This is a genomic window from Aequorivita vladivostokensis, assembly GCF_000952855.1.
Taxonomy (GTDB): Bacteria; Bacteroidota; Bacteroidia; order Flavobacteriales; family Flavobacteriaceae; genus Aequorivita; species Aequorivita vladivostokensis.
Genome location: NZ_JSVU01000002.1, coordinates 354,504 through 368,915, shown reverse-complemented (window position 1 = coordinate 368,915; position 14,412 = coordinate 354,504). Strand labels below are relative to the sequence as shown.

Here is a 14,412-nt window from a genome sequence, read left to right as displayed (position 1 = left end):
TGAACCAATTTATGAAGTTGCGCGCAACGGTTTTAATGATTTTTTCACTCATGATGGTTTCTGCACAGGATTTTACGGACAAAGCGCGATTGCTGGAGGACGCATCCAGCTTGGACCCGCTAATTACCGCGGCTGGCGATAAAAAGTTGGTCCTGCTCGGGGAGGCCAGCCACGGTACGCACGAATATTACGTGTGGCGCGACATTATAAGCAGAAGGCTCATCGAGGAGCACGGTTTCAATTTTATTGCCGTGGAAGGCGACTTTGCCAGTCTTTATAAGCTAAACCAATATGTAAAAAATACGGAGGGCGCGGGAAAATCGGCGAGGGAAGTTTTGATGTCGCTCAACCGATGGCCCACGTGGATGTGGGCAAACGAGGAGGTGGTGGCCCTGGCCGAATGGCTCCGTAAGCACAACGACGCTTTGCCCCAGAAAGAGAAGGTAGATTTTTACGGGATGGATGTGTATGATGAATGGCATTCCAAGGAAATGGTGCTGGAGGTGCTCAAAAACACTGATGAGGCCAGCTATTATTACGCCAAGCAACAGTACAACTGTTTTGAGCCGCACAAGGGCGACAGTTGGCAGTACGCCCATGCCGTGAAAGGCGGAAAGGAGGATTGTGCCGCCGCCACGGCTCGGGTGGTGGAGTTTATAAGGAGCAATCGCGAGGCATTAGGGGCACTTACGGATGACGCCTATTTTTATTTGCTCCAAAATGCGATCGTGGTCCACAATGCCGAGGAATTTTATCGGGAAAGCGTTGCCTCCAAGGGGGCTGCTTCGTGGAATTCACGGGTTTTCCATATGTTTGAGACGGTGGGCGACCTGCTGGCGCTTTATGGCGAAAACGCCAAGGGCGTGGTTTGGGCTCACAATACCCATATTGGCGATGCTTCCTTTACCAGTATGCGCAATACGGGCGAGAAAAATATAGGCCAGCTAAAGCGCGAGAGCCTTGGGAAGGAGAATGTATTCCTGATAGGATTCGCCAGTTATAGAGGAAAGGTGATCGCCGGGTCCACCTGGGGCGCCAAAATGGAAGAAATGACCATTCCGAGAGCCTTGAGGAGCAGTGTGGAATACAAGCTAAAAAAGACGGGACTGGACGCCCTGTACCTTATTTTTGATGCCGAGGATAGAAAAGAGGAGAACCTAAAGGTAATGGGCCACAGGGCGATAGGGGTGGTTTACAATCCCCAATTTGACAGGCGTCAGTTTGTGCCCACCATCGTGCCGTTGCGGTACGACGCGCTGTTGTTCTTTAAGGAGACCACGGCGTTGAAACCTTTGCACAGGTAGCCTATTTCCTCAAATTCCGAAACCGTTGCAACAGGGTAGGATGCGAGTAATGCGCAAAAACATACAGCGGGTGCGGCGTGAGGTTGCTCAAACTGTTTTTTGAAAGTTTCTTTAAACCTGAAATAAGCGGCGGGGCGGCGTAGGTGTGTTTGGCAAAATTGTCGGCCTGGTATTCAAATTTTCTTGACAGGTAATTCATCAATAATCCCGTAATACCCGAGATTGGACTGTAAAGCACCCCGAAGGCTACCAAACCTATGTGAAATGAGGGTTGTGAAACATTGAGCGCTTCGGAAAGCAACGGATTTCCTATAAACAACGATAGCAACCAAAGCGTAAAACCTGTCGTAATTATGGCGGCGGAAAGGTTGATGATAATGTGGTTCCGTTTGTAATGGCCTACCTCGTGGGCGAGGACGGCGACTATTTCATCTTCGTTTAAATCTTTTATCAGCGTATCGTAAAGCGTAACGCGTTTTTCACTTCCGAAGCCAGAGAAATAGGCATTGGCCTTGGTGCTGCGCTTGCTGCCGTCTATCACAAAAATCTTATCGAGCGTGAAACCTACTTTTGAGGCATATTTTTCAATTTCGGAGCGGAGCGAACCTTCCTTCAACGGCGTTTGTTTGTTGAAAAGCGGAACAATCAATCTCGCGTAAAACAGGTTCATAAATATGGTAAAAACCGTGATGATGCCCCAGGCGTAGAGCCAAAAATGCTGGCCCGTGCTTTGGTAAAACCAAATAATCGCTCCCAAAAGAATGCCGCCAATTATTGCGCCCATCAGCCAACCTTTCAGCTTATCGAGAAAGAAGGTCTTTCGGGTGGTTTTATTGAAACCGTATTTTTCCTCGATTACAAAAGTGCTGTAATAACTAAATGGAGTGCTTAAAATATCACCCGCCATCATAATAATTCCGAAGAAAACTAAGGCGATTATAATTTCATTGCTTGATACGGAACGCGCAAAACTATCTACAAAGGCAAAGCCATCAAAAAAGAAGAATAGGAGGGTAGCGATGAGGGAAATGGTGGCTGTAAGTATTCCGAATTTGTACCGTTCCTTTTTGTAGCGCTGCGATTTTTTGTACTCGGCTTCATCAAAAACGTCCTGTAATTCGATGGGAAGCGGGTCGTTGAAATGTTTTGCGTTTAGGTAATCCAATAGCTGATCTATCACAAAACTGATGACGAGGATGGCTATTATTATGTAAAAAAGGGTTTCTGGTTTCAAGGTTTTGGGTTTTTACCCCCGCCCCTAAAGGGTAGTTTTACTTGCTCTCTTTAGGGCTGGGTACTATATTAGAGTTTCAAGTTTCAGGTTTCAAATTAATACTGCAAACTGCGACTGCAACTGTGTGCTAAAATCCACGCTGGCGCTTGGCCTCAAAGATAAGAATTCCCGCCGCTACGGATACGTTCATACTGTCTATTTCACCCTGCATCGGGATGATGATATTTTGGGTGCTGTTTTGCAGCCATTCGTCGGATAGTCCTGTAGCTTCGGTTCCAACCACAATTGCAGTGCTTTTCTTGAAATCGCAAGTGTGATAGGGCAATGAAGCCTGCAATGCCGCACAATAAATATTGATATTGTTTTCCTTTAGAAACGAAATAATTTCCGAAGTGCTTCCTGTGGCCACTTTATTGGTAAACAAACAGCCCACGCTGCTGCGGATGATGTTTGGGTTGTACATATCCGTCTTTGGATTAGCGATGATTACCGCATCTACCTTTGCGGCGTCTGCTGTGCGAAGCAGGGCGCCGATATTGCCGGGTTTTTCGGGTGCTTCGGCGATTAGGATTAGAAGCCCTTCGGCTCCGCTCTGGGACCGGTCATTAAGCGGAGCCGAAATGACTAATTTTGAAATGTTTAAATCTTTCGTGTGTGCAATTGCCAAAACGCCTTCCGTAGAACCTCTATAGGCAAGTTTTTCATAGATTTCTGAACTTATTTCTATAAATTCCGTTTCGCTGTTTGCGGATTCTTTCAATGTGAAAACTTCTTCTTCGGAAATTATTTCGGAACAGAAAAGTAGCGTTTTCATAAGATAGCCACCTTTAATAGCAAGTGAAATTTCGCGCATACCTTCAATAATGAAAAGCCCTAATTTTCTGCGTTCGCGCGACTTGTCCTGAAGTAAAACTATTTGCTTTATCAGCGGATTTTGAAAACTTGTAATGTTCTTGTGCATGGCGCAAAGATAGGCTACAGATACTTATATGCGGTACCCAAATTGATGCGAAGCCCAAAACTTAGGTTTAGATAGTTTACGCCTTCAAACGTATTTCCGAGCTCTGCGGGGGCGTCAATGTTCATAAAATCGTGGCGTAGTTCGGGCGCAAAATAGAGCCCCAAGTAGGGCGTAATGCGATAACCAACTTCGGGGTTAAGCCAAACGGCGGTTGCGGTGTCACTGAAATTGTCGTAATAACCATCGTTGTGATAAGTTGCAGCGCCCACCCCTATGCCTATGCTCAAATCGAATTTGCTTATGTGCGTTTCATAGCCAGCAATAGCTCCTATGACGGTATTTGTGGTATTGTCATAGTTTCCCAACAGATTTTTATTGGTCACATCGGCATTGAAAAAACTGAAATAGGGGCCAATGTAGATTCCTTTGTAAGCGTTCACTTTAAAGGCAATTCGCGCGCCCATTTTTAGGTCCATTCCCTCATTCACGAAATTATCGCCAAATGCAAAGGGAATATACGGGCCTATCACAATGCTGCCGATGTTTTTTCCACCGTCTTTGGTATCTCGGGTTTCAGCAGTAGTTTCTGTGGGAGTTTCGGTTTCCTGCGCAAGCGTGAGGCTGGTGATGGTAAGGGCCACCAAAAAAAGTTTAATATTCAAAAACATAGGTATTTTCGGTATTTGTTAAGGGGATGGAGATAGTTTGCTCGGGCTCATTGTTTAAAATGTATTTAAAAATGACCGTGGAGCCCAACTGACTTTTGATATTGGTCTGAAAATTGGCAGTATTGATGTCCAACTGCTGGTAATAATTATATTCCTCATAATTGCAGTCCTCTGAATTGGGTACATTTAGGTCTATTTGGCAAATGGCGCTGTCGTATTCCATTTTATAGGGCACATTGTTGTTGTCGCCGGGAATATTGTTGAAAAAGACCGTCAGTTGCGCAGCATCGTTAAGTTTTATTTGCCCTAAATTATAAGTCTTTGCCGGACGGTTTGTGAAATTGTCAAAATACTGTTTGGCCGAGTATGCCAGATTTTCCGTTAGGTCATAAGAGTGGCCGTCCTCATAATAATAGTCGTTAGATTTCATATTCACCATAATATTCAGCCCGTTGTAGCTTTCGGCATCGAGCGAGGTAAATTGAAATTGTCCGTTGGCATCACTTCTGGCTTCTCCCAAGACCAGGCCGTAGGTTTGGCAGCGGACCGCAATATTTGCAACGGGATTGTTTTCACTGTCCACAATATTTCCTTTCACCAGAATTCGGCGGTCATCCATAATCTGCGGGTCGCAGGATTGTAGCAGGAAAAGAACGCCCAATAAAAGAAATTGTATTAGGTGCTTTCTATTCATAGCATAACTGTTTTAAACAAGGCAAGAATAGTAAAAAAAGAGAAGGACGTCAAGAATATAGAGAAGATATTATTTCTCTCGGTTCTAAAAGTATTCAATATATTGCGGAAAAATTATTGCGTTGGAAAATAGCAAGTTGACCAAGAATGTTTCTTCTTTGGAAAACGGGTCTATTTCGTAAAAATTTCCTCAATGGGAAATTCAACAGTTAAGAAAATTATTAAGCACTAAATCATACAAGTCTAAAACCCCAAATCTTACTTCTCACGTCTATTAATCATAAACATTTCAAAAAAGCTTCCGATGCTGCGGAAGCTTTTTTATTTTTAAAAAACTAAAAACCAATCAATATGAAAAATTTAGCTTTTTTCGCTTTTCTTTTAATAGTCCTCGCGGCCTGTAGGGATGATAAAAAGACTACTGGCGAAGATCCCCGAGTAGAGGGCACTGAACTTGACTCCACTGGAGTGGATGCTCCGGATGGAAATCCTAAAACTACTCAAACCAACCTGGAAAAAACCTATCCCAGACCACTCCAGACCGTATTTATCGCCCACGGAGGTCTGGATAATTGGAAAAAAATGAACAACCTCTGTTTTGAGATGAAGGGTAAAAATGGGTTGGAGACTCATACCGTTTCCCTTCCCGACCGGAAGACAAAAATCGAGTCCAAGGATTGGTCTATAGGCTATGATGGCAAAGGCGTTTGGCTCTTAAAGAATAAGCTGGGTTATGAGGGCAACCCAATTTTCTACCATAATTTAATGTTTTATTTCTACGCAATGCCTTTTGTAATATCCGATCCGGGAACAAATTATGAAGCCGTTGCCCCAACCGAACTTGACGGAAAACTTTACAATGGTTTGAAGGTTTCCTATGACAATGGAGTGGGTGATTCCTCGAAAGATGAGTATATTCTCTATTTTGAACCCGGCACCAATAAAATGGTATGGCTGGCCTATACCGTAACATTTATGGACCAAAAGAAAAGCAACGATTGCCATTATATAAAATATGACAAATGGCAGGACGTGAACGGTCTTTTGCTGCCCGAAAAATTAACGTGGTGGAATGTTGAGGACGGAAAACCAACGGATGAAGAGATGGATATTCGTTTCAATAAAGTAACCGCTACCGAAACAATGCTGGAATCTTCGGTTTTTGCCAAACCCGCTGAGGCGGAGTATGTTAAAATGTAAACAGTTGTCAGTGACAGTGAACAGTTGGCAATCGTATAAATGATTTCAATCCCTTCCCATTTAGGGGTCGGGGGTCAATTTGACTTCAAAACTTTTTTTACCCCAGCCCTAAAGGGAGCCAGAAATTATTGATTTGAGAGTATCTCCCCTTTAGGGGTCGGGAGTAAGGTCAACAAAATTTTATAGCGGTTTATCCTCAAAATAGTTAACAACCAATGCCACCATATAATCATAACTCATAATCCCGCGGCTTTGGTTGTTTGCTTTTAGAAAATTATCCCAAAATATTTTAGAAAAACTTTCAAAGGGGTTTTCATAACTTTCCCAAAAATCGCGCATTTCCTTATAGCTTTCCAGAATTCCGGGGTTTATGGTGGTTAAAAGTTCGAAATATTTGGGCTCGTCCCTACGCGCCACTTCATTGATTAAATAGCGCAGCGTAAAGATATATCCGGCATACTGAATGTACGGATCGTCATTGTGCAACGTGGAAAGAGTAGCAATAAAATTGGCTTCATTTTCGGCGGCGTACCCTATTTGGTGGGCTTCTTCGTGGCAGGCAACCACAGGGAATTTATAGGTTTTTATCAGATTGTTCACCTGTGCCTCTCCAGAAAAAGGATTTAAATAGCCACTGTAACCCATATAGGTCAATCCTAAACTCCAGCCGCTTTTTTTGACACTGCGCGGTGAATAGGCAAGTTTGGGGAATTCCTCCTCAAGATTTTTATAACCGTTCAAAGATTTTTTGAACATCTCTTTTTGTGTGTACGGCAAATCCACTTTCACACTGTCGGCATAACCCAATTGGCGATGCATGGCGTTGCTCTTCTCAATAAAACGGTTGGTAGTTTCCAGCAATTGCTCGGTAGTATAATCACTTTCCAGTTGCAGCGATTTATGTAGCGGAAGTCTATAATAATTGAAGCCCCACAACACGTGGAACATAAAATACACTATTGAAACGGCTCCCAGAATTTCCACGGCAAAACCCACTTGGTCATTTTTGAGCCTTCTCACGTTTTTATACAACCAGCGAATAGCAACAATGGCGATAAGCAAATAAAACAAATCACCCACCGAAAACGGAATCCAACCAAAGATATACCGCGAAAGTTTCGAAATCCACGGATATACCCCAAGGCTGTAATATTTCTCTACAAATTCCGGAAAAAATTTCAATAATTGCAGCCCAATTATCTGCACAATAAGAAAAATGGTTAGGAAAGCTGAGGTTCGTTTTGCCATATCCAAACTTACGAAGGAATTCTTTCCCCACATAATTTTTAAAGCGAATGAAAAAAGGTAATTTTGTGGGAAGTTGACCACGAATACACGATTTTTTCTTTTGCTGTTTCTGAAAATAGCATTTCGCATAAATGTATTTCAAATAGAACACAAGTATTTGCGTATTCGTGGCAGAAATTTTTCACAACAAAAACATAAACAATGAACGAAGAAATAAGAAGCCTAAAACCCAAAGCTCTTTGGAACAAATTTGCAGACCTGAACGCCGTGCCACGCCCCTCAAAAAAAGAGGAACGCGTGATTGCGTTTATGAAGGACTTCGGAAAAAGCCTTAATTTGGAAACCCTTGAAGATGAAGTGGGCAACGTGATAATCCGCAAACCGGCGACCAAGGGAATGGAAGACCGCAAAACCGTGGTCCTGCAAAGCCACTTGGATATGGTTCACCAAAAAAACAACGATACCGATTTCAATTTTGACACACAGGGAATTGAAATGTACGTTGATGGCGACTGGGTCCGCGCAAAAGGCACAACCCTTGGAGCAGACAACGGTTTGGGCGTTGCCACGATAATGGCGATTTTGGAAAGCAACGAAATTGAACATCCGGCAATTGAGGCTCTTTTTACTATTGATGAAGAAACCGGGATGACCGGAGCAAAAGGTTTAAAAGGCGGGTTGCTGAAAGGCGATATTCTCCTAAATCTCGATACCGAAGAAGATGACGAAATAGGCGTAGGCTGTGCCGGTGGGGTGGATGTAACCGCCACGGGCACTTACACCCAGACCGAAGCCCCCAAAAACGGAGCCACGTATCAAATTAAGGTTAAGGGATTACAAGGCGGCCACAGCGGGATGGACATCATCAAAGGGTTGGGCAACGCCAACAAACTGATGAACCGTTTGCTATTTGCCACAAAAGATTTTATGCAATTGGCAAAACTTGAAGGAGGGAGTCTGCGAAATGCCATTCCGCGGGAGAGCTTGGCTACAGTAGTGGTTTCATCGGAAGAAAAATTTCTTTTGGCTTTTGATGAAATTCGTTCCGAAATAACTTCAGAATACAAATCGTTGGAGCCCAATCTTTCCATCATAGCCGAATTGACCGAGGAAAATTTTGCAAAGGTAATGACCGATGAAGCGCAGCGAAACTTCTTCAATGCCATGAACGCCGCGCATAATGGCGTGTACCGAATGAGTCCGGATATTGAGGATTTGGTGGAAACCTCAAATAATATAGCAAAGGTTTCGGTTGCCGACGGAAATATTAAAATAGAATGCCTTACCCGAAGCTCGGTGGAATCGTCAAAAACCAATTTGGCCAATGCGCTGACTTCTGTTTTTGAACTTGCCGGTTATGAAGTAAAACTTGCTGGCGATTATCCCGGATGGGCACCCAATATGGACAGTCCGATTTTGAAGGTTTTGGACAGCCTATATCAAAAAATGAATGGCGAAAAGGCGAATGTAGCCGCCTGCCACGCTGGATTGGAGTGCGGAATATTGGGCCAGAATTATCCGGAGATGGATATGATTTCATTTGGGCCAACAATTAAAGGGGCACACTCTCCCGATGAGCGCGCCAGTATTTCATCTGCGCAAAAGTATTGGGATTATGTGCTGGAAATTTTAAAGAATATTCCGAAGAAATAGGGAATATATAATTCTCAAATAAAAAAAGGAACCGAATTTCGGTTCCTTTTTTTGGTTTAAAACCTGACGGCTTTTATTCCATTATTTCAACAATTTGAAGCTCGAAAATTAATTCAGAGTCGGGAGGAATTACGCCCGGGATTCCTCTTTTTCCGTAAGCCAAATGTGCTGGGATGAAAATGGTTGCTTTATCGCCAACCTTCATATTCAAAAGGCCTTCGCGGAAGCCCGGAATCAACTTCGCCTCTGTGCTATAATCCGTTGGCACTGGTACGTACTGTTGTGCAGCTTTGCGCATTTCGTCAACCATTTCAAATTTCTCGGCGTTTTCAAGAATGTTTGAATCAAACATGTGTCCGTCGGCAAGGTATCCGGCGTAGTTCATCAAGATTTTATCTCCCTCTTTAGGCTGTGGGCCTTCGCCTTTTTCGTTAAAATATATCTTAACGCCTGATGGAAGTGAGTCCGCTTTGGCTCTTAAAGCATTAAGCTCCGTCGCCTTCTTTTCGGCGATCTTATTGATGCGTTCTTCTTTTTCCTTTTTCTCTTTTTCCAGTTTCGCCATTTCCTCAGTGAAATAAGGAACCTTTACATTTCCTTTGTTTATAATATTCACTTTTTCAATGATTACAGGCTCTTTCGGTTTGTCACCTGGTTTTTCGGTTTCCATGTTTCCTATGGAATCAACCACTTCTTGCCCGATTACTATTTCACCAAAAATAGTGTGGCGGCCATTGAGCCATGGGGTTTCTTTTAATGTAATAAAGAATTGGCTTCCGTTGGTATCCGGTCCTGAATTTGCCATGGCCAAAAGGCCTTTTTTGGTAAATTGAATGGAATCAGTAGGCTCATCTGGAAAAGCATAGCCTGGATTTCCGGTACCGTCACCTTTTGGGTCGCCTCCCTGTATCATAAAATCCTTGATAACACGGTGAAAGGTAAGCCCATCGTAAAAACGTTTTCCCTTGTAAAGAGAATCGACCATTCCATTGGTTCCTTCGGCCAAGGCCACAAAGTTTGAAACTGTGAGTGGCGCCGTTTCGTTTTTAAGCTTGGCAACAAAAGTGCCTTTATTGGTAATAAATTCAGCATAAACCCCATCTTCTAGCTCAGGATATTTTTCCTGGCAGGAGGCAAACGCAAGTGTAAGAAGTAAAAATAAAAATGTTAGTTTTTTCATCTTTTTTTAAATTAATTTTAGTTTGATTGTTCAATTGAATGTAGGGTAATTGTGCTCTGCACCGGAATATTGGTGCCGAGTTTTTGTTCGATCCCATAATAGCCGAAAGCTTTATAGGAAGGAAAAAGAAAGGTTACCGTCTCGCCCTCCTTCATTAGTTTTATACCTTCACGCACCCCGGAAATTAAATCCTGGTTGCTTTGGTCTACCTTATATTGTTGTAGTCCGTTTTCCTTTTCTGAAAGAATTACGTTGCCATTAAGATCTTTAATGTTGTAGGTGAATTTCACCACATCGCCCATATCTGGCATCTCCGTGCTAGAAGTGTCTCGGGAGTTATAGTAGTACCAAAATCCTTGTTCCGAAGAAATATAATCGTTAGTAGAGTCATTCGCCATTAGTTTTTCAATAAAGCTCTTCTCCTCGTCGTAGATTTTTTTATTGCGCTCTGCAGACTCTTTTATAAAAGTTCCCGAGGCGCTTTGCACTGGACGTCTGGCTTCCGGGCTTTTGCAGGAAATTACCGTGGCAAAAAATAGTACAGTGTAAAGCAGCTTATAAAGCATTTGTAAGTGCATTTTTATAACGGGGCAAGATACTAATAAATTCATTTATGGTATTGTTAAGGTCCTGTGAACTTTTTCCACCTGCTGCATTAATGTGTCCGCCGCCGCTGTAGTGGTTGCGCGCGAAATCGTTCACCGAGAAATTACCTTTGCTTCTAAAGGAAATTTTCACAATACTTTCCTGTTTGTTTTCAATAAAGATTGCCGCAAAAACGATTCCTTTTACAGAGAGCGCATAATTTACAAAACCTTCGGTATCGCCTTTTTTGAAGTTGTGGTCGTCCAGTTCCTTTTGGGTAAGGGTAATATAGGCGGTGTGCAATTCGGGCAGGATTACCAGATTGTTCAGTGCAACGCCAAGTAGTTTCATCCGTTCGGAACTGTTTGTGTCGTAAACATTTTGGTTGATAATGGCACTTTGGGCACCGGCCTCAATCAATTTGGCTGCAACCCTGTGCGTAGTTGGGGTAGTAGAAGAGAAGCGGAACGAACCCGTGTCGGTCATTATGCCTGTGTATAGGTTGACTGCGATTTCCTTTGAAAGTTTTTCGGCCTGGTCCATTGCGTCCATAAAATGATAAACCATTTCAGAAGTGGAACTCATCTTCACATCACTATATGTTGCCACAGCGTAATCTGCGGGTTGTTGGTGATGGTCAATCATTACGAATTTTGCGGCAGCATTTTCCAAAACCGATTGCAGTTCCCCGCCAACCCTGTCTAAACTATTAAAGTCCAAAGTGAAGATTATATCGGCCTTTTCAAAGATTTTCTTGCTGTTTTCGACTTCCTTTTCGTAGATAACAATTTCATCACAACCGGGAAGCCATTTCAAAAAATCAGGGAAGTCGTTCGGCATAATTACCGTGGCGCTGTGGCCTTGGCTTTTCAGAAAGAAAGAGAGTCCCAAACACGAGCCAATCGCATCGCCATCGGGATTTTTATGGCCTACTATTGCCACTTTTTGGGGGGAGGCGAGCAGTTTTTTTACAACTTGCGTAGTTTCATTATTCATACGCGGCGAAGATACGATAATGCCCATTAACCCCAAAGAATATTGTGACGGCGCCATTAATTGAGGATTTCCATAATTATTTAATGCAGGAATTAAACATTCCGTAAATAGTTGCATTTCATTTTCAAATAGTTATTTTTGCCGAAATTTTAAAAATACAATGAGAACAGACAGAACATTTACAATGTTAAAGCCCGATGCGGTTGAAAAAGGACACATAGGCGCCATATTTGAAAAAATCAATGCTTCCGGTTTTAGAATCGTTGCGATGAAACTTACCCAAATGACCACTGCGGATGCAAAGGAATTTTATGCGGTTCACAGCGAGCGCCCTTTTTACGGCGAATTGGTAGAATATATGACGCGCGGACCCATCGTTGCGGCAATTCTTGAAAAGGAAAACGCAGTTGAGGATTTCCGTACCTTAATTGGTGCAACCAACCCAGCTGATGCTGCCGACGGAACCATCCGTAAATTATATGCAGCTTCCATTGGCGAAAACGCCGTTCACGGAAGTGATAGCGATGAAAACGCAGCTATTGAAGGTGCTTTTCATTTTGCGGGTCGCGAGATGTTCTAAGATGCTCTTGACCCAGCCACGGCGGGGGAAATGACAAACTAAATAAAAAGACCTGTCGGGTTTTCAAAACCTGACAGGTCTTTTGGCATCCAGTAGGCGCGCGATTAATCGCGCGCCTACGTTTTTAATATAACAACAATTTACCTTAGTACCAATTTCTTAATCAATTCCTTGCCTAATTCCTCATTTAGTAGTTTGACAATTTTTTCTTTTCCGTAACTCAATTCTTCCCGCAGCACTGAAGACGAAAGCTGCACATATAAAGTATCGCGATCAAACTTAATATCAGTCGTGTATTTTGAAATAGCTACGCCCATAACAGCATCCCACGCTTCCTTGGCGTTCACTTTGTTCAAGCCTTTCTCCAATCGATTAGCGCCGATAAACTCTTTTAAAGCATCGCCAATTGATATGTTTTCTGCGTGTCTTTTTGCCATTACTTGAGTTATTTGGTTATTAAGTTACTAAGTTATTTTTTGCATCCGTCATCTGTCATTCTTTCCCGAAATCAAACTTTTTGAATTTAGAATAGGTATAAATCTTATTATCTCTGTTAATTACGGCTAATGTACTGTCTTCTGCTTTTATGACAGTTTCTTTCCATGCGTCAAAAGGGGTTTTGTAATACATCCGCAAGCTATCGTCCTCAATTTTTAAGGTAAAATTTTCTGAAATGCCATTAGTTCTAAAAGTGCCGTCAAATCGGGGAGAGACCTTGGTTCGGGTTCCCGAGTCGCCCTTTATTTCAATATAATCAACAACCGTATTTATAGTGTATTCCTTTTTCTCGCCATCGGGCATTTTTACGGTTTTTATTTCCCAATAACCGCTCAGGTTTTGTTTTTGTGCCTCGGGATTTGGTTTTTCGCATCCCAAAAAAATGAAACTAAAAAAAATTATATAAATGGAGTATTTCATAACGGAAATATTTTATATGTCTGATGTACTTTTCTTATCACTTCTTCGGTGCGTTCGGCGTGGGTATCACTGATAAATAGCTGCCCAAAATTTTCATTGTCAACCAGCGTAATCAAATGCTCCACGCGGGTTTCGTCCAATTTATCAAAAATATCATCCAACAGCAAAATTGGGTTTGTTTTTGAATGGTTTTTTATGAAATCGAACTGCGCCAATTTTAAAGCGATAAGATACGATTTTTGTTGCCCCTGCGAGCCAAATTTCTTTATAGGATGGCCGTCAATCTCAAAAACCAAATCGTCCTTGTGTATTCCGAAGTTGGTGTACTGCGTAATTTTATCTTTTGTTATATTTTTCTGAAGCAACGTCAATAGGTCGTTTTCCTGCAATTGGCTTTCGTAAACCAAATTGATGCTCTCATCACCGCTGCTGATGGATTTGTATCGATTCAGAAATATTGGCAGAAACTCCTCCAAAAAAGCGGTTCGTTTCCCAAAAATAGAAGTTCCGTAAGTGTGAAGCTGTTCGTTGTAAATATCAATGGTATCTTGGCTGAAAGTGTTGTTCGCCGCAAAATATTTCAAAAGGGAATTGCGCTGTGCAAGTACTTTATTGTATTTAATCAAGGTATTCAAATAATCCGAATCGCGTTGGGAAATTACGCCGTCAATAAACTTCCGGCGCGTATCGCTTCCTTCAATTATCAAATCCCTGTCGGCCGGTGAAATAATGACCAACGGCAGAAATCCGATGTGCTCACTGAATTTATCGTAGGTTTTTCCGTTTCGTTTTATAATTTTTTTCTGCCCTTTTTTGGCGCTGACCACAATTTTTTCGGGCGCTTCCTTTCTTTCGTAAAACCCTTCCACCACAAAAAACTCCTCGCCGTGTTTTATGTTTTGGGTAGTGATTGGGTTAAAATAACTTTTTCCGAAGGAAAGATGGTAGATGGCGTCCAGCACATTGGTCTTTCCCACGCCGTTATTTCCCACAAAACAATTTATTTTTGGGTCGAATTCGAAGTTTTCAGCTTCAAAATTTTTATAGTTGAGCAAAGAGAGTTTTTGTAAAATCATAAAAATGAGCGGGTTGTGCTTCTGGATTATTTAGTGAATGGAAGAATAACCGTTCTGCAAATTATTAAAAAATAAGAAATATTTATCCTTTCAAATTCCATTTAAAATTTTATTTT

15 protein-coding genes are annotated in these 14,412 nt (G+C 42.2%); 4 read left to right on the top strand and 11 right to left on the bottom strand.

Going from position 1 to position 14,412, the window contains the following annotated elements; all coding sequences use genetic code 11:
- The first annotated feature begins 35 nt into the window (after positions 1–35).
- Positions 36–1,304 carry an erythromycin esterase family protein gene (locus tag MB09_RS04475; protein WP_165586671.1) on the top strand — a complete coding sequence of 423 codons (1,269 nt, stop codon included), beginning with the start codon at positions 36–38 and terminating at the stop codon, positions 1,302–1,304.
- A 1-nt stretch (position 1,305) separates the two neighbouring features.
- Here the strand turns inward: MB09_RS04475 and MB09_RS04470 are convergent, their stop codons facing one another.
- The 4 genes from MB09_RS04470 to MB09_RS04455 all read right to left on the bottom strand — a co-directional run bounded on the left by MB09_RS04470 (position 1,306) and on the right by MB09_RS04455 (position 4,861).
- Positions 1,306–2,538 carry a M48 family metallopeptidase gene (locus tag MB09_RS04470; RefSeq protein ID WP_045079670.1) on the bottom strand — a complete coding sequence of 411 codons (1,233 nt, stop codon included), beginning with the start codon at positions 2,536–2,538 and terminating at the stop codon, positions 1,306–1,308.
- A 127-nt stretch (positions 2,539–2,665) separates the two neighbouring features.
- Positions 2,666–3,499 (bottom strand): TrmH family RNA methyltransferase, encoded by an 834-nt coding sequence (locus MB09_RS04465; RefSeq protein WP_045079669.1) that lies wholly within the window; start codon positions 3,497–3,499, stop codon positions 2,666–2,668.
- A gap of 14 nt (positions 3,500–3,513) precedes the next feature.
- Positions 3,514–4,161 (bottom strand): hypothetical protein, encoded by a 648-nt coding sequence (locus MB09_RS04460; protein WP_131459814.1) that lies wholly within the window; start codon positions 4,159–4,161, stop codon positions 3,514–3,516.
- Positions 4,151–4,861 (bottom strand): carboxypeptidase-like regulatory domain-containing protein, encoded by a 711-nt coding sequence (locus MB09_RS04455; RefSeq protein ID WP_045079667.1) that lies wholly within the window; start codon positions 4,859–4,861, stop codon positions 4,151–4,153. Before MB09_RS04455 ends, MB09_RS04460 begins: the two co-directional genes overlap by 11 nt.
- 350 nt (positions 4,862–5,211) lie before the next feature.
- Between MB09_RS04455 and MB09_RS04450 the strand changes: the two genes are divergently transcribed.
- Positions 5,212–6,060, top strand: a complete 849-nt coding sequence (locus tag MB09_RS04450) for a DUF6503 family protein (protein ID WP_045079666.1) — start codon at positions 5,212–5,214, stop codon at positions 6,058–6,060.
- Between the two features lie 180 nt (positions 6,061–6,240).
- Here MB09_RS04450 and MB09_RS04445 read toward each other — a convergent pair whose 3' ends face one another.
- The gene (locus MB09_RS04445; RefSeq protein WP_240484807.1) at positions 6,241–7,341 is read right to left on the bottom strand and encodes a DUF3810 domain-containing protein; all 1,101 of its coding nucleotides are present in this window, start codon (positions 7,339–7,341) and stop codon (positions 6,241–6,243) included.
- 168 nt (positions 7,342–7,509) lie between these two features.
- Between MB09_RS04445 and MB09_RS04440 the strand changes: the two genes are divergently transcribed.
- On the top strand, positions 7,510–8,961 hold the full coding sequence (locus tag MB09_RS04440; RefSeq protein ID WP_045079665.1) for an aminoacyl-histidine dipeptidase: 1,452 nt from the start codon (positions 7,510–7,512) through the stop codon (positions 8,959–8,961).
- A gap of 73 nt (positions 8,962–9,034) precedes the next feature.
- On the opposite strand, the gene MB09_RS04435 is transcribed toward MB09_RS04440, so the two are convergent.
- From MB09_RS04435 to MB09_RS04425, 3 genes are read right to left on the bottom strand one after another with little or no spacing between them, the layout of a single operon-like run.
- A complete protein-coding gene (locus MB09_RS04435; protein WP_045079664.1) occupies positions 9,035–10,141 on the bottom strand; it encodes a peptidylprolyl isomerase in 1,107 nt (368 codons plus the stop codon).
- Between the two features lie 17 nt (positions 10,142–10,158).
- Positions 10,159–10,707 (bottom strand): gliding motility-associated peptidyl-prolyl isomerase GldI, encoded by a 549-nt coding sequence (gene gldI, locus MB09_RS04430; RefSeq protein ID WP_045079663.1) that lies wholly within the window; start codon positions 10,705–10,707, stop codon positions 10,159–10,161.
- On the bottom strand, positions 10,697–11,722 hold the full coding sequence (locus tag MB09_RS04425; protein ID WP_045079787.1) for a DHH family phosphoesterase: 1,026 nt from the start codon (positions 11,720–11,722) through the stop codon (positions 10,697–10,699). Before MB09_RS04425 ends, gldI begins: the two co-directional genes overlap by 11 nt.
- A 160-nt stretch (positions 11,723–11,882) precedes the next feature.
- Here MB09_RS04425 and MB09_RS04420 point away from each other — a divergent pair, with 160 nt between their 5' ends.
- Positions 11,883–12,302: a nucleoside-diphosphate kinase gene (locus MB09_RS04420; protein ID WP_045079662.1), complete on the top strand. Its 420-nt coding sequence runs from the start codon at positions 11,883–11,885 to the stop codon at positions 12,300–12,302.
- A 140-nt stretch (positions 12,303–12,442) separates the two neighbouring features.
- On the opposite strand, the gene MB09_RS04415 is transcribed toward MB09_RS04420, so the two are convergent.
- Genes MB09_RS04415 through recF form a run of 3 tightly spaced genes read right to left on the bottom strand, consistent with a single transcriptional unit; the run spans position 12,443 to position 14,296 of the window.
- On the bottom strand, positions 12,443–12,739 hold the full coding sequence (locus tag MB09_RS04415; RefSeq protein WP_045079661.1) for a DUF721 domain-containing protein: 297 nt from the start codon (positions 12,737–12,739) through the stop codon (positions 12,443–12,445).
- A 55-nt stretch (positions 12,740–12,794) separates the two neighbouring features.
- Positions 12,795–13,220, bottom strand: coding sequence for a lipocalin-like domain-containing protein (locus MB09_RS04410; protein WP_045079660.1), 426 nt, complete (start codon positions 13,218–13,220; stop codon positions 12,795–12,797).
- A complete protein-coding gene (gene recF / locus MB09_RS04405) occupies positions 13,217–14,296 on the bottom strand; it encodes a DNA replication/repair protein RecF (RefSeq protein ID WP_045079659.1) in 1,080 nt (359 codons plus the stop codon). The genes MB09_RS04410 and recF overlap by 4 nt, the downstream gene beginning before the upstream one ends.
- Between the last annotated feature and the right edge of the window lie 116 nt (positions 14,297–14,412).

What these genes read in the sequence shown, in the direction of transcription:
- MB09_RS04475 (WP_165586671.1), top strand. Translation starts at nt 36, where the DNA reads ATGATTTTTTCACTCATGATGGTTTCTGCACAGGATTTTACGGACAAA.
- MB09_RS04465 (WP_045079669.1), bottom strand. Translation starts at nt 3,499, where the DNA reads ATGCACAAGAACATTACAAGTTTTCAAAATCCGCTGATAAAGCAAATA.
- MB09_RS04455 (WP_045079667.1), bottom strand. Translation starts at nt 4,861, where the DNA reads ATGAATAGAAAGCACCTAATACAATTTCTTTTATTGGGCGTTCTTTTC.
- MB09_RS04450 (WP_045079666.1), top strand. Translation starts at nt 5,212, where the DNA reads ATGAAAAATTTAGCTTTTTTCGCTTTTCTTTTAATAGTCCTCGCGGCC.
- MB09_RS04445 (WP_240484807.1), bottom strand. Translation starts at nt 7,341, where the DNA reads ATGTGGGGAAAGAATTCCTTCGTAAGTTTGGATATGGCAAAACGAACC.
- MB09_RS04440 (WP_045079665.1), top strand. Translation starts at nt 7,510, where the DNA reads ATGAACGAAGAAATAAGAAGCCTAAAACCCAAAGCTCTTTGGAACAAA.
- MB09_RS04435 (WP_045079664.1), bottom strand. Translation starts at nt 10,141, where the DNA reads ATGAAAAAACTAACATTTTTATTTTTACTTCTTACACTTGCGTTTGCC.
- gldI (WP_045079663.1), bottom strand. Translation starts at nt 10,707, where the DNA reads ATGCTTTATAAGCTGCTTTACACTGTACTATTTTTTGCCACGGTAATT.
- MB09_RS04425 (WP_045079787.1), bottom strand. Translation starts at nt 11,722, where the DNA reads ATGAATAATGAAACTACGCAAGTTGTAAAAAAACTGCTCGCCTCCCCC.
- MB09_RS04420 (WP_045079662.1), top strand. Translation starts at nt 11,883, where the DNA reads ATGAGAACAGACAGAACATTTACAATGTTAAAGCCCGATGCGGTTGAA.
- MB09_RS04415 (WP_045079661.1), bottom strand. Translation starts at nt 12,739, where the DNA reads ATGGCAAAAAGACACGCAGAAAACATATCAATTGGCGATGCTTTAAAA.
- MB09_RS04410 (WP_045079660.1), bottom strand. Translation starts at nt 13,220, where the DNA reads ATGAAATACTCCATTTATATAATTTTTTTTAGTTTCATTTTTTTGGGA.
- recF (WP_045079659.1), bottom strand. Translation starts at nt 14,296, where the DNA reads ATGATTTTACAAAAACTCTCTTTGCTCAACTATAAAAATTTTGAAGCT.